Origin of the sequence: Natronomonas marina (genome assembly GCF_024298905.1) — an archaeon.
Classification (GTDB): domain Archaea; phylum Halobacteriota; class Halobacteria; order Halobacteriales; family Haloarculaceae; genus Natronomonas; species Natronomonas marina.
On sequence record NZ_CP101154.1, the window covers coordinates 3,403,516 to 3,416,845 of the forward strand.

Sequence of the window (13,330 nt, forward strand, 5' to 3'; positions counted from 1 at the left end):
ATCGACCGACGGCGCCGGACGGGACGTCCGTCGGCGGTACGTCCCCGGGGTCGTTACTCGTAATGCGTTTCGAGGTAGTCGACGATGTCGTCGCTCTCGTACATCGTCACACCGCGGTCGGTATCGACGAGATACGGAATCTGGTCGTCGCCGCCGGCCGTGAGTTCGGCGTGCGTAACCTCGTTCGTCACGTCACCGCCTTCGTCGCCCGGCAGACGCGGGTTGTGGGCGACGAACGACAGACCGAGGTCGGACATCGTTTCGCGAACCTTCTTACAGTACGGACATCCCTCCGATTGGTACAGGACCAGCATCGACCTACGCCGGAGTAGACGGCCGACGTACATCACGTTTCGGCTCCCGGTCTCCGCCGATGTACGGACGCGTCGTCGGTCGGTCCGTCGAGGAGCCAACGGTTCTGACGGCAAGTTCGTCGTCGGGAAACGCACACCGGCGGCGACGGAACCGCCAATCGGCGTCGACGTCCGGACGCGCCCTCACTCCTCGTGGTAGAGCTGCCACTGGGTGTCCTCGGCGTCGGTCTCCAGGATGCCCTCGACCTTCTCGCGGCGGAGTTCCTCGAGCTGGCCGGTCGCACCGGCGAGCCAGACGAGGAACTGCCGTTTGAAGCTTCGACGAACCGTCTCGGGCGATTTCGGGGCGTAGACGTAGACGTGACCGCCCTCCCTGAGCAGGCGGCGGCGCTTCCGGAGGACGCCGAGTTCGACGAGGTGGTTGAGATGGCGGGCGGCGACGCTGCGGTCGTAGTCGGTCCGTTCGGCTAGCTGTCGGACCGTCTGGTCGCCGCCCTCCATGACGCAGAGACAGATGTCGAGTTCGGCGTCGGACATGTCGAAGACCGCCCGGAGCAGGTCCTCCAGCGAGGGCTCCTCGACCGCAGCGTCGACGTCGACGCGGGACATCGCCGACCCACAGCAGGCGAGTCGGCCGTCACCGAGGCCGACGTTCCCGCAGGTCTCACACTCGAAGGCGTCGACATCGCCCTCCGGGAGGTCCATGCGCGGTCGTTGCGGACGAACCCTAAGAAGCGTACCGCGGGTTGGTGCGCGTGACGGGAACCGCAGCGAGGGGCCGTCTGTCGTCAGCAGACGGGCTTGGGGTCGATACCCAGCCCCTCGAGGCTGTCGACGTACTCGCCGTAGGCGGCCTCGATGGCGCGGCCGGCGGCCGTCTCGGCCCGCTCGCGGTCGGCATCGTCGCAGACGCCGGCGACGACGGCGGCCCCCGCCTCGACCCCCTCGTCGGTCTCGGCCCGCAACTCGCGGAAGACGTCGGCCGCCCCGGCCTCGCTCTCGTTGATGAAGAAGCTGATGACCTGCAGCAGCGTCCGCGAGGCGACGAGCGGGCGCGCGACCAGCCCCGCTGCGGCCCGCTCGACGGTGTCGTCGAGTTCCCGGAGGTAGGCGTGGAGGGCGTCGGCCGGCGGGTCCGGCGCCGCGACGTCGCCGAGGGCACACACCCGGTCGTAGTGGTCCCGCTCGCTGGCCGCGACCTCCCGGAACGCCTCGCGGGCGCGGTCGTCGGCCTCGTCGTCGGTCCACGCCTCGAAGGTCGCCACCGCCCGGGCCTCGGCGGCCGCGGCCGTCTCGAGGACGCGCTCGCGGTCGAGGGCGGCGTCGGTGACCGCGACGAGCGCCTTCTCGGAGCCGAGTCGTTCGAGTGCGGTCGCGTTCGATTCCCGGACCGTCTCGAGGAAGTCGGCGCCGTCCATACGCCGACTGCGGCCGCGGGCCACACAACTCTGTCGGCGGGGCAGCGGCTTATTACGCCGCAGATCCAACCGCCGTGCATGGCTCCCGACGCGGCAGCGGCCGACGAGATTGCGCCCGAGACGCTGGCCGACCGCATCGAGGCCGGCGAGGACGTCGCCGTCCTCGACACCCGCAACCGCGACGAGATCGACGCCTGGCACGTCGAGGGACCGGGCGTCGAGATAACTCACGTCCCCTACGTGAAGTTCCTGAGCGAGAACGCGACCGGCGACCCCGCCTCGCTCGTCGAGGACGACGGCTACGTGGTCGTCTGCCCGGAGGGGGAGGCCAGCGCCGAGGTCGCAGCGATGCTTGCGGCGGCGGGCGTCGACGCCGTCAACCTCGCCGGCGGCATGGAGGGGTGGGCGCGGGTCTACCGCCACGGCCGGATCGCCGCCGACGCCACTGACGCGACCGTCCACCAGTACCGCCGGCCGGCGAGCGGCTGTCTGGCCTACCTCGTCGAGTCGGCCGGCGAGACCCTCGTCGTCGACCCCCTGCGAGCGTTCGCCGACCGCTACGCCGCGGACGCCCGCGAGTCGGGCGCGACCGTCGAGTACGTCCTCGACACGCACGTCCACGCCGACCACTTCAGCGGCCTCCGAGGGCTCGCGGAATCGACCGGCGCGACCGCGCTCGTCTCGGCGGGCGCCGCCGAGCGCGGGATGGACGGCGGCGTCGAAACGGTTGCCGACGGCGACGGAATCGAGGTCGGCGACGTCGCGGTCGAGGTGCTGGCCACGCCCGGCCACACCACCGGCGCGGTGTCGCTGCGGGTCGACGACCTGCTGCTGTCGGGCGACTCGCTGTTCCTCGACGGCGCGCCGCGGCCCGACCTCCAGAAAGGCGACGACGCGGCGCCCGAGTTGGCGCGGACGCTGCACGCGACGCTGACCGAGCGGCTGGCCGACCTGCCGGACCGGACGGTGGTCGCGCCCGGCCACGTCCCGCCGGGGCGGGCGGGCGAGGGCGGTACTCACACCGCACGGCTCGGCGACCTACGGGAGCGGCTGTCGGCGTTCTCGACCGACCGCGAGGCCTTCGTCGAGCGCGTCGTCGCCTCGATGGACGACCCGCCGGCCAACTTCGAGACCATCGCCGCCGTCAACCTCGGACGGGAGTCCGTGGACGAGGCCACTGCCTTCGAGATGGAACTCGGCCCGAACAACTGCGCGGTTTCGGCGGACTGAGGTTTTCGAGAGACGGGTATGCGGCTCGTCGCTCGCGGAATCCGAGGGTATTTCTCGCTGGGCTCCGGATTCGAACGCCGTATGGGTTCCAGCGGACGACCGTGGCTGGGACGGGTCCTTTTGACCGCCTCGCTCGCTGCGACGGCAGCGTTGAGCGGGAGTCGGCTGCTGGGCTACGACCCGCTGCCGTGGGGACGGGTAGCCGTCTTCCTCGTCGGGAGCCTCCTCCTCGCCGGCCCGCTCGCGTGGGCCGTCCACGCCCGACTACCGGCGGCACGGCGCGAGCGCCTCGGCTACGTCGTCGCCGGCGTCGCACTGCTCTGTCTCCCGTTCGTTCTCGGCGTCGGCCTCCTCTCCGGGGCCCTGCTCGAAACGTTGGACGCCGCGGTTTTCGGGGGCGTAGTCGGCTTCGCGGTCGCCGTCGCCCTCGAGCGGACCGTCCTCCCCGACCGGCTCCGCGGCACCGAACGGTAGCTACTCGCCCGCCGAGTCCGCGTACTCGCTTCCCGTCACTTCCCGGATGCGCTCGGCCGTCACCTCGCCGACGCCGTCGACCGCCCGGAGGTCGTCCTCGCCGGCGGTCATCACCGCCTCGACGCTGCCGAAGTGCTCGAGTAGCGCCCGCGCCGTCACGGGACCGACCTCGGCGACGGAACTGACCACGTACTCCTGGCGTTCGGTCAGCGTCTTGCCGCCCTTCTCGCCGTGGACCGACACCGCGCGGTCGTCGGTCTCCTGCTCGCGGCGGGCGATGACCTCCAGCAGGTCGGCCGTCTCGTCGGCGTCGTCGGTCCGCAGGACGCTCGCGCCGAAGTCGACCGCGAGCGAGGCCAGGGCCCCGCGGACGGCGTTGGGGTGGACGTTCCGGGCCTCGTACAGTCGCTCGCCCTCCACGACGACGACGGGCCGGGCGTAGAAGCGGGCGGCGTCGCCGACCTGCTCGAACATCGAGCGGTCGCCGCCGACCAGCGTGTCGAGGAAGTCCTCGACGGACTTGCGCTCGACGACCACCCGGTCCGAGAGGACGTAGTCGCCGACGGCCAGCGTCTCCAGGCGCGTCTCGACGCCCTCCCGGGTCGAGAGGTCCCGGGCGATGTGGGAGTCCAGTTCCCGCTGGTCGGCGACCACCTCGACGCCCTCCCCGCCGGGGGCGGCCTCCGCGACGGTTCCCTCGGGGTCGGTCCCGTCCTCCTCGTCCGCCTCGCCCGCGAAGTCCGTGAGGCCGGCCTGGCCGTCGTCGTCGGACGCGGCCGTTCCGTTGTCGTCTTCCACAGCGTTCTCGTCGGCGCTGGACGCCTCCCCGTCGCCACCGGCATCCGGCTCCTCGGCGTCGCTGTCGTCCCCGGTCTCGTCGGCCTCGCCCCCGCTGTCGAACTCCGCGAGGCCGGCCTGTTGGGCGATTTCGGCCTCGATTTCGCCCTCGAGGTCCTTCAGTTTCCGGAGTTCCTCCTCCATCTTCTTCTCCTCGTTTCTGGACATCCAGAAGAACGCCTCGTCGCGGGTGTCCTCCGCGAGCAGGACGACGACGCGGCCCTCGCTTGCGCGGCCGGTGCGCCCCTTCCGCTGGATGGAGCGGATTCCCTTCGGGACGGGTTCGTAGAACAGCACGAGGTCGACGTCGGGGACGTCGAGTCCCTCCTCGGCGACGCTGGTGGAGACCAGCACCTCGAACTCGCCGCTCCGGAAGGCGTCCAGCGTCTCCTTCTGCTCCTTCTGGGTCATGCCGTCGGAGCCCTCCTTGTCACCCTGCCCGACGAAGCGGCGCGTCTCGAAGTGCTCGCCGAGGAACTCGGTGAGGGTCTCGGCGGTGTCCCGCGATTCGGTGAAGACGATGACGCGCTCGCCGTCCTCGATGCCGAGCGTCTGCGCGAGCAGGATGCGCGTCCGGCGGAACTTGGGGTGCAGGTCGTCGAACTCCTCGGCACGCCGCATCGCCTCCTTGACGCGTGGCTCGGAGACGAACCGCTGGCTGGCCTTCGAGGACCCCGACGAGCGGGCGGCATCCCGCTGGCGCTCGAAGTAGCGGCGAAGCGACTCGACGCTCTGGGTCTCGACCAGTTCGACCGCCCGCCGGAGTTTCATGATCTCGGCGTGGGCCGACATCCCGGAGTAGCCGTCGCTGTCGTCGTTGTTGATGAGTTCCTGCAGTTTCGCCCGGATGGCGTTCAACTGCTTCTGGGACATGTTCGGGTCCGTCGATGTCGTCACGCCCAGTTGCTTGAGTTTCTCCAGGCGGTCCGAAACCACGTCGTTCAGCGCGTCCCGTATCTCGATGACCGTCTCGGGCAACTCGACGTGCTCCCACTCGACCGACGTGTGGTGGGTGTGGGCCTTGACGTCGGCGTCCTCTTCGGTCATCACCGCCACCTCCCGCAGTCCGAGGTTGTCGCAGACCGTCAGTATCTCCTCCTTGTCGCCGCCAGGGGAGGCGCTCATGCCGGTCACCAGCGGCGCGTCGGCGTCGGCGTGGTAGCGGTCGGCGATGTAGTTGTACGCGTAGTCGCCGGTCGCGCGGTGGCACTCGTCGAACGTCAGGTGTGTCACGCCCGCCAGCGAGACGCGGTTGCCGACCAGGTCGTTCTCGACGACCTGCGGCGTCGCACAGACGACGCGGGCCTCCTCCCAGAGGTCGGCGCGGTCGTCGGGGCGGACGTCGCCGGTGAAGACCACGATTTCGTCGTCGGGCACCTCGAGGGCCTCCCGGTAGAAGGCCGCGTGCTGCTGGACGAGCGGCTTCGTCGGCGCGAGCAACAGCGACTTGCCGCCCTTCTCGGCCAGCCGGTCGGCCGTCACCAGCAGGCTCACCGCCGTCTTGCCCAAGCCGGTCGGCAGACAGACCAGGGTGTGGTCCCCGCTGGCGGTGTCGGCCAACTGCAACTGGTAGCGCCGCTCCTCGATGAGGCCGTCCTCGAGGAGCGGACCCTCGACGTACTCCACCTCGTCCGTGGCCGTCGCCATCTACCGGTCGTTCGTCGCTTCGCCGCATAAGGGTTCGGCCAGCGCGGTGAAAGTAAACGACCTTTCTGCACGGAGGTCTCGCTTCGTTACCGACCTCGTGACTGTCTCGTTCCGTTTCCGCCGCCGTGACGACCGCTCGCGTTCGTTCAGTTTCTCTCCCTGGCCTCGAAAACCCTTTAGCCGACGACGGGTGAAGGGGACGTAATGAGCGACCTCGAGGAGGAGTATCAGCTGGACTATTTCCACGAGGAGGGGTTCGTACGCCGGGAGTGTCCGTCCTGCGGGGACCACTTCTGGACGCGCGACACGGAGCGGGAGCTGTGCGGGGAGCCGCCGTGTGCCGACTACGAGTTCATCGACGACCCGGGCTTCGACGAGCCGTACACCCTCGAGGAGATGCGGGAGGCGTTCCTCTCCTTTTTCGAGGAGCACGACCACGAGCGAATCGACCCCTATCCCGTGGCGGCGAACCGCTGGCGGGACGACGTCCTGCTGACGCAGGCGTCGATTTACGACTTCCAGCCGCTGGTCACGTCGGGGAAGACGCCGCCGCCGGCCAACCCCCTGACGGTCAGCCAGCCCTGCATCCGGATGCAGGACATCGACAACGTCGGGAAGACGGGCCGGCACACGATGGCCTTCGAGATGATGGCCCACCACGCGTTCAACGCCCGCGAGGACCTCGACGATCCGGACCAGTACGCCTACCAGGGCGAGGTCTACTGGAAGGACGAGACGGTGCGGTACTGCGACGAACTGCTGGCGGAGATGGGCGCCGACATCGAGGACGTGACCTACATCGAGGACCCCTGGGTCGGCGGCGGCAACGCCGGCCCCGCCATCGAGGTCATCTACCGGGGGCTGGAACTGGCGACGCTGGTCTTCATGTGCATGGAGCAGGACCCCGACGGCGACTACGAACTGAAGGACGGCAACAGCTACTCCTTCATGGACACCTACATCGTCGACACGGGCTACGGGCTCGAGCGGTGGACCTGGATGTCCCAGGGGACCGCCACCGTCTACGAGGCGGTCTACCCCGAGATGGTCGACTTCCTGAAGGACAACGCCGGCATCGAGTACACCGACGAGGAGGCCGAACTCGTCGGCCGGGCCGCCCGGCTGTCGGGGCAACTCGACATCGACGACGTCGACGACGTCGAGGCCGCCCGCGACGACATCGCCGACGCGCTCGACGTGGAGACGGACCGGCTCCTCGAACTCGTCGAACCGCTGGAGGACGTCTACGCCATCGCCGACCACTGCCGGACGCTGGCGTACATGCTCGGCGACGGCATCGTCCCCTCGAACGTCGGGACGGGATACCTGGCGCGGATGGTCCTGCGCCGTACCAAGCGGCTCTGTGACGGCGTCGGCGTCGACGCGCCGCTGGACGAACTGGTCGACATGCAGGCCGAGCGGCTCGGCTACCGGAACCGCGACACCGTCCGCGACATCGTCCGCACGGAGGTCGAGAAGTACCGCGAGACGCTGGAACGCGGCACCAGACAGGTCGAACGGCTCGCCGACGAGTACGCCGGCCGCGACGAGCCCGTCCCACTGGAGGAGGTCATCGAGCTGTACGACAGCCACGGCATCCAGCCGGAGACCGTCGAGGAGATAGCCGAAGAGCACGGCGCCGACGTGGAGATTCCGGACGACTTCTACTCGCTGGTGGCGGCCCGTCACGGGAGCGAGGAGGCCTTCGAGGACGACGAGGACGGCGAGGACGACCGGGTCGCCGACCTCCCGGAGACCGAGAAACTGTTCTACGAGGACCCCGAGCGGACCGACTTCGAGGCGGTCGTCCTCGACGTCGTCGAGCGGGAGACCGACGGCGAGACGGTCTACGACGTGGTGCTGGACCAGACGATGTTCTACCCGGAGGGCGGCGGCCAGCCGGCCGACGTGGGGACGCTGTCGACCGACGACGTGACCGTCGACGTGACCGACGTCCAGGAGGTCGACGGCGTCGTCCTCCACCGGACCGACGAGAGTCCGGGGAAGGGCGAGTTCGTCCGCGGACAGATAGACGGCGCCCGCCGCAGGCGACTGATGCAGCACCACACCGCGACCCACATCGTCGGCTACGCCGCCCGCGAGGTGCTGGGCGACCACGTCCGGCAGGCCGGCGCCCAGAAGGGCACCGACTCCTCGCGGTTCGACATCCGCCACTACGAGCGAATCTCCCGCGAGGAGGTAAAGCGCATCGAGCGGGTGGCGAACGAAATCGTCACCGACAACCTCGCGGTCGAACAGGAGTGGCCACAGCGCCACGAGGCCGAGGAGGAGCACGGCTTCGACCTCTATCAGGGCGGCATCCCGCCGGGCGAGCAGTTGCGGCTCATCCACGTCGCCGAGGACGTCCAGGCCTGCGCGGGGACGCACGTCACCCGGACGGGCGACGTCGGGACCATCAAAATCCTCTCGACGGAGCGGGTGCAGGACGGCGTCGAGCGGCTGACCTTCGCGGCGGGCGACGCGGCCATCGAGGCTACCCAGCGGACCGAGGACGCCCTCTACGGGGCCGCCGACACCTTCGACGTCTCCCCGCAGGAGGTGCCCGGGACCGCCGAACGGTTCTTCGAGGAGTGGAAACAGCGTGGCAAGCGCATCGAGGACCTCAAGGAGCAACTGGCGGCGGTCCGCGCGGAGGGCGGCGCCGACGCCGAGGAGGTCGACCTCGGGGAGGCGTCGGCCGTCGTCCAGCGGGTCGACGCCGACATGGCGGAGTTACGCGCGACGGCCAACGCCCTCGTCGAGGAGGGGAAGGTCGCCGTCCTCGGGAGCGGTCACGATGGCGCGACGTTCGTCGTCGCGGTGCCCGACGGCGTCGACATCGACGCCGGGAGCGTGGTCGGCGAACTCGCCGGCCGGGTCGGTGGCGGCGGCGGCGGCCCACCGGACTTCGCACAGGGCGGCGGTCCCGACGTCGACGCGCTTGACGACGCGCTGGCGGACGCGCCCGACGTCCTGCGGCAACTGCGCGAGGCGTAGCGGTTTCGTTTCAAACGAACAACCTTTTCCCGCGTCCGGCGGACACCGCGAGCATGGCGGAACCGTACACGGGGTCGATTGCCGCGTTCCTGGTCGCACTGCTCGTCGGCGGACTGGCCATCTACGTGAGCGCGAACCTGGTCGTCGGGAGCGACGACTACGGCCACGCGGTCGTCACCGCGCTCCTGGGCGCCATCGGGTGGGCGCTGACGTCCTGGATACCGCTCGTCGGACCGCTTCTCGCGCTCGTGGTCTGGGTCGGCATCATCAACTGGCAGTACCCGGGCGGCTGGGGCAACGCCGCACTCATCGGCGTCGTCGCGTGGCTCTCGGCGCTGGTCATCCTCTACGTGGTCGACGCCGCCTTCGGGCTGGGCGTCGGCGCCTTCGGCGTCCCCGGCGCGTAGGCCGACGGACCGGCGGCTGCGGGGCGTCGCGCTCGAAGAAGGGGCGGCGTCGTTACTCGTCGTCGCCGTCGTCGCCGACGTCGATGCCGACGTCCTCGATGCGCTCCTCCAGTTCGTCGAACCGCTCGGCCTGCTCCTCGAACTGCTCGGAGAGCTGGTCGAGCTGCTCCTCGAAGCGGTCGGCCAGCTCCTCGGCCTGCTCGGAGACGCGCTCCTGGGCCTCGTCGGTCTGGTCTTCGAGCTCCGCCTCGAGTTCCTCGAACTGGTCGACGAACTCCTCGACGGTGTCGACGAGCTGGTCCTCGACGCCCTCGTTGAGGTCCATCAGGACCTCGAGCTGTTCGTCGAGGCTCTCGGCGGCGTCGTCGCTGAACTCCTCGTAGCTCTCGGTGAGCGACTCGTACTCCTCGTCGACGGTGTCGAAGGCCTCGTCCTGCTGGTCCTCGAGGGTGTCGAACGTCTCGTCGACGGAGTCGCGCAGGTCGTCCAGCGTCGCCGACTGGGAGGTGACCGACTCGGCGGCGTCCAGCGACGTGTGGATCGACTGCCGGGTCATGTTGAGGACCTGCGTCTGGACCTCGCGCTGGGTGTCGACACCGCCGTACAGCGTGTCGCTCACGTCGCTCGGCACCTCGAGGGCGCTCTCGAGGGCGTCCTCGGTCTGTCTGATGGTACTCCGCTGCAACTCGAACAGGGTCGCCAGGGGTGAGTCGTCGTCGCTCATGGCTGTGCGTCGGGGTAGTGCACCGACCCACTTAAAATTTGCCCCTGAAAACCATATGATGTATCTAGATGGGTTCAGATGGTATTCAGGTTCTCTCGAAGGTTTCCGAGCCGGTGGCACGCCTCGGTCGAAGAACGTAGATTAAAGTTACACACCCATCATACCGAACTGTGACCGGTAGCGAGGCCCCCGAGGACCCAGGAGCGGACGCGGGCCTCCGGAGACAACGGGTGGTGACCCACACAGCGTGAACTCCCTGGCCGGCATCCTGCCGGGTCTGCCCTACGGCCTGGAGTGGCGACTGCTCCTCATCCCGCTGATAACCGGCATCATCGGCTACGGGACCAACTGGGTCGCCATCCAGTTGCTCTTTCACCCCATCGACTTCGTCGGTCTCCGGGTGCCGGGCATGAAGGAGATCGCCCCGGCGTTCCCCCGGAAACTGAAGCAGATCCCCGGCGTCGTCGAGGGACGCCTCGGCTGGCAGGGCATCATCCCCTCGCGGTCGGCCCGGATGGGCACCATCGCCGCCGAGAAGGGCATCGCCAAGATAGCCACCGAACGGGAGTTCTACGAGGAGTTCGACCCCGAGCGCATCGCCACGCACATGGTCACCAACTCCAAAGACGAGATGCGGGAACTCACCGAGGACGTGTTCCGCGAGGAGTACCCGGAGCTGTGGCACAACACGCCCACCCCGGTCCGGGAGCTCGTCCACGCCCGCGTCCAAGAACGGCTCCCCCGCATCGCCGACGAGATAACCGACGAGATCGGGGACAACATCGACGAACTGCTCGACATCAACCTCATGATAACCAACCACCTCGACGAGAACCCCGAACTGCTGAACCGGCTGTTCCTCGAGGTCGGCGACCGGGAGCTGAAGTTCATCATCAACTCGGGGTTCCTCATCGGCGGCCTGCTGGGCTGTCTCACCATCCCGCTTTTCCTCTACATCGAGAGCGACCTCGTCCTCCCGGTTGCCGGCATCCTCGTCGGCTACGCGACGAACTGGATCGCGCTGAAGATAATCTTCCTGCCCATCGAGGAGCGGCGGGTCGGCCCGTTCCGGCTCCAGGGACTGTTCATCAAACGGCAGCCGGAGGCCGCCGAGAAGTACGCCGAGATCGTCGCCGACGAGATCGTCACCATCGGCAACGTCGCCGAGAACCTCATGTACGGGAGCCAGTCCGACCGGACCAGAAAGATGATACGCGACTCCATCCGCCCCGAGGTCGACCGCGCGGTCGGCATCGCCGGACCCGCCATCCGGCTGACGACCGGCAGCGAACAGTACGAGGAGGTCCGCGAGACCTTCGCAAGCGAGAGCGTCGACCGGACGATAGAACCGCTGCAGGACCCCGAGTTCAACGAGGAGCGCAGCGAGGCCATCCGGCAGCTGATCACCGACCGCATCAAGAGCCTCGACCCACGGGACTTCGTCGGCCTGTTGCGCCCCGCCTTCGTCGAGGACGAGTGGATGCTCATCCTGCTGGGGGCCGTCCTCGGGTTCGTCGCCGGCTGGATTCAGCTCGCGGTGGTGACCGCCGCATGAGCGAGGGACCCGACGCGTCGGACCCATCCGATGGCAGCCGGGCGGACCCCGACGACGGACGCGATACCCCCGCGACGGACGACGGACCGGACGATGACCGCCCCGAGGCGCCCGACGTCGACGCCGAGGCCGAACCCGACATCCCGCCGGAGGAGGTCGACCGGGTCTTCTCCGTGATGGACGAGGCGGTCACGAACGACGCCGTCGAGGGGTCGCAGGTCGAACGGCTCCTCTCGGTGCTGGAGCGGGCGCTGGCGAGTCCCTCGGAGACGAACCCGGAGACGCTGGCCGAACTCGTCTCCATTCTCGAGGAGATCGTTCTCGACCCCGACGACCTCGAGGAGGTCAACGTCGACGGACTGCTCGGCGTCCTCGAGGAGGCGGTCAGCGGCGCGACCGCCGCCGACTCCGAGAACCTGCGGGACGTCTTCGGCGTCCTCGAGGAGGGCTTCACCGACCCGACGTCGCTGGACCCGAAGGACATCGAGCGGTTCCGGTCGGGGCTGGAGGGCGCCATCGTGGACCTGACCGACCCCGCCGGCGGGAACCTCGGCGGGTTCTTCCCGATTCCGGGGCTGACGGGCGTCGACCCCGAGGACGTCGACCCCGACGGCGACGGCGACGCGATGGACATGTTCCGCATCGCACGGGTGGCGACGGCGATGACCCAGCGGGCGACGGGCTACTCCATGGAGTCCGGCATCCGGACCGGGACCCGGATGGCCTACGCCGCCGCCACCGCCGAGTCGCCCGCCGACCTGCTGACGGAGACGCGGGCCATCACGCTCGACGAACTCCAGCGGGCCGGCATCGACATCGGCGACGAGCAGTCCGACTGGCTGGAGGCCCACGAGGAGGAGATAGCCGACCGCCGACCCCTGACGGCCGAACGGCTCCGCGAGCGCGGCGAGCGACTGCTCTCGAAGTCCGCCGAGGTGGGCCGCGACGAGTCGCTGCACCCCGCCTACCCATCCATCCTCGACGAACTGGCCGCCGACGAGGCGCGCATCCTGCGACTCCTGGCGACCGACGGGACCCAGGCGTACATGGACGTCCGGGACCGCGGCTACATCCCATTCCGCTCGCGGCTCGTCGCCGAGCACATGACGATGGTCGGCGCCGACGCCGGCTGTCGGCTCCCCGAGCGGACGCCCATCTACCTCCAGAACCTCGAACGACTCGGTCTCATCACCTTCTCGGAGGACCCCATCGACGACCTCAAGCGCTACCAGGTGCTGGAGGCCCAGCCCCACATCGAGGCCGCCCGCGAGTCCGCGAAACGCCCCAAGACCGTCTACGGAAGCCTCTATCTGACCGACCTGGGCGTCGACTTCTGTGACACCTGCCTCCCGGTCAGCGTCGACTTCGAGCGCTCGCGGGCGCGGTTCCGCCGCGAATCCGGCGAGTGAATCCGCGCCGGACGGTCCGGCCGCTCCGGCCATCGTGGACTGTCGTCTCGTGACCGTCCGCCGGCGTCGGGCGCGTCGTCAGGAACGCGCTCGCTGTCGCGTTTCGTCGACGAATATCTCGTCGTCGCCCGTCACCCGCACGGTGTGGTCCGGGAGTTCGAACTGGAGGGTCCACGAGTCGCTGGGATGGGCGGCCAGCAGCCGTATCGCGTCGGTATCGACGTGATCCTGCAGGACGACGGCGAGGTCGTCGGCCTCTCGCCCCTCCGCCTCCGCGATAGCCTGGATTATCTTCCCGAGTACTGCATCCCCCATACT

At 69.1% G+C, this 13,330-nt stretch carries 12 protein-coding genes; 6 read left to right on the forward strand and 6 right to left on the reverse strand.

Going from position 1 to position 13,330, the window contains the following annotated elements:
* Nucleotides 1-53: 53 nt before the first annotated feature.
* The 3 genes from NLF94_RS17730 to NLF94_RS17745 form a co-directional block, all read right to left on the reverse strand.
* Nucleotides 54-314: a glutathione S-transferase N-terminal domain-containing protein gene (locus NLF94_RS17730; protein WP_256558653.1), complete on the reverse strand. Its 261-nt coding sequence runs from the start codon at nt 312-314 to the stop codon at nt 54-56.
* A gap of 183 nt (nt 315-497) precedes the next feature.
* A complete protein-coding gene (locus NLF94_RS17740) occupies nt 498-1,019 on the reverse strand; it encodes a MarR family transcriptional regulator (protein WP_254838970.1) in 522 nt (173 codons plus the stop codon).
* Nucleotides 1,020-1,102: 83 nt separating this feature from the next.
* Nucleotides 1,103-1,732 carry a rubrerythrin family protein gene (locus tag NLF94_RS17745; protein WP_254838971.1) on the reverse strand — a complete coding sequence of 210 codons (630 nt, stop codon included), beginning with the start codon at nt 1,730-1,732 and terminating at the stop codon, nt 1,103-1,105.
* 78 nt (nt 1,733-1,810) lie between these two features.
* On the opposite strand from NLF94_RS17745, the gene NLF94_RS17750 reads away from it, so the two are divergent.
* Nucleotides 1,811-2,962, forward strand: coding sequence for an MBL fold metallo-hydrolase (locus tag NLF94_RS17750; protein WP_254838972.1), 1,152 nt, complete (start codon nt 1,811-1,813; stop codon nt 2,960-2,962).
* A gap of 81 nt (nt 2,963-3,043) precedes the next feature.
* Nucleotides 3,044-3,436, forward strand: coding sequence for a hypothetical protein (locus NLF94_RS17755; protein ID WP_254838973.1), 393 nt, complete (start codon nt 3,044-3,046; stop codon nt 3,434-3,436).
* On the opposite strand, the gene NLF94_RS17760 is transcribed toward NLF94_RS17755, so the two are convergent.
* Nucleotides 3,437-5,920: a DEAD/DEAH box helicase gene (locus tag NLF94_RS17760; protein WP_254838974.1), complete on the reverse strand. Its 2,484-nt coding sequence runs from the start codon at nt 5,918-5,920 to the stop codon at nt 3,437-3,439. It lies immediately after the preceding gene.
* 204 nt (nt 5,921-6,124) lie between these two features.
* Here NLF94_RS17760 and alaS point away from each other — a divergent pair, with 204 nt between their 5' ends.
* Both alaS and NLF94_RS17770 read left to right on the forward strand, forming a co-directional pair.
* Nucleotides 6,125-8,917 carry an alanine--tRNA ligase gene (gene alaS, locus NLF94_RS17765; protein ID WP_254838975.1) on the forward strand — a complete coding sequence of 931 codons (2,793 nt, stop codon included), beginning with the start codon at nt 6,125-6,127 and terminating at the stop codon, nt 8,915-8,917.
* 53 nt (nt 8,918-8,970) lie between these two features.
* The gene (locus NLF94_RS17770) at nt 8,971-9,324 is read left to right on the forward strand and encodes a hypothetical protein (RefSeq protein ID WP_254838976.1); all 354 of its coding nucleotides are present in this window, start codon (nt 8,971-8,973) and stop codon (nt 9,322-9,324) included.
* Between the two features lie 52 nt (nt 9,325-9,376).
* Here the strand turns inward: NLF94_RS17770 and NLF94_RS17775 are convergent, their stop codons facing one another.
* On the reverse strand, nt 9,377-10,048 hold the full coding sequence (locus tag NLF94_RS17775; RefSeq protein WP_254838977.1) for an apolipoprotein A1/A4/E family protein: 672 nt from the start codon (nt 10,046-10,048) through the stop codon (nt 9,377-9,379).
* 247 nt (nt 10,049-10,295) lie between these two features.
* Here NLF94_RS17775 and NLF94_RS17780 point away from each other — a divergent pair, with 247 nt between their 5' ends.
* Together NLF94_RS17780 and NLF94_RS17785 are read left to right on the forward strand one after the other, a co-directional pair.
* A complete protein-coding gene (locus tag NLF94_RS17780) occupies nt 10,296-11,603 on the forward strand; it encodes a DUF445 domain-containing protein (RefSeq protein ID WP_254838978.1) in 1,308 nt (435 codons plus the stop codon).
* Nucleotides 11,600-13,012: a DUF4393 domain-containing protein gene (locus tag NLF94_RS17785; protein WP_254838979.1), complete on the forward strand. Its 1,413-nt coding sequence runs from the start codon at nt 11,600-11,602 to the stop codon at nt 13,010-13,012. Before NLF94_RS17780 ends, NLF94_RS17785 begins: the two co-directional genes overlap by 4 nt.
* A 78-nt stretch (nt 13,013-13,090) precedes the next feature.
* Here NLF94_RS17785 and NLF94_RS17790 read toward each other — a convergent pair whose 3' ends face one another.
* Nucleotides 13,091-13,327, reverse strand: coding sequence for a HalOD1 output domain-containing protein (locus NLF94_RS17790; protein WP_254838980.1), 237 nt, complete (start codon nt 13,325-13,327; stop codon nt 13,091-13,093).
* Nucleotides 13,328-13,330: the final 3 nt, after the last annotated feature.

Coding starts and splice junctions, on each gene's coding strand:
- NLF94_RS17770 (WP_254838976.1), top strand. CDS start 8,971: ATGGCGGAACCGTACACGGGGTCGATTGCCGCGTTCCTGGTCGCACTG.
- alaS (WP_254838975.1), top strand. CDS start 6,125: ATGAGCGACCTCGAGGAGGAGTATCAGCTGGACTATTTCCACGAGGAG.
- NLF94_RS17790 (WP_254838980.1), bottom strand. CDS start 13,327: ATGGGGGATGCAGTACTCGGGAAGATAATCCAGGCTATCGCGGAGGCG.
- NLF94_RS17730 (WP_256558653.1), bottom strand. CDS start 314: ATGCTGGTCCTGTACCAATCGGAGGGATGTCCGTACTGTAAGAAGGTT.
- NLF94_RS17750 (WP_254838972.1), top strand. CDS start 1,811: ATGGCTCCCGACGCGGCAGCGGCCGACGAGATTGCGCCCGAGACGCTG.
- NLF94_RS17740 (WP_254838970.1), bottom strand. CDS start 1,019: ATGGACCTCCCGGAGGGCGATGTCGACGCCTTCGAGTGTGAGACCTGC.
- NLF94_RS17760 (WP_254838974.1), bottom strand. CDS start 5,920: ATGGCGACGGCCACGGACGAGGTGGAGTACGTCGAGGGTCCGCTCCTC.
- NLF94_RS17775 (WP_254838977.1), bottom strand. CDS start 10,048: ATGAGCGACGACGACTCACCCCTGGCGACCCTGTTCGAGTTGCAGCGG.
- NLF94_RS17785 (WP_254838979.1), top strand. CDS start 11,600: ATGAGCGAGGGACCCGACGCGTCGGACCCATCCGATGGCAGCCGGGCG.
- NLF94_RS17745 (WP_254838971.1), bottom strand. CDS start 1,732: ATGGACGGCGCCGACTTCCTCGAGACGGTCCGGGAATCGAACGCGACC.
- NLF94_RS17755 (WP_254838973.1), top strand. CDS start 3,044: ATGGGTTCCAGCGGACGACCGTGGCTGGGACGGGTCCTTTTGACCGCC.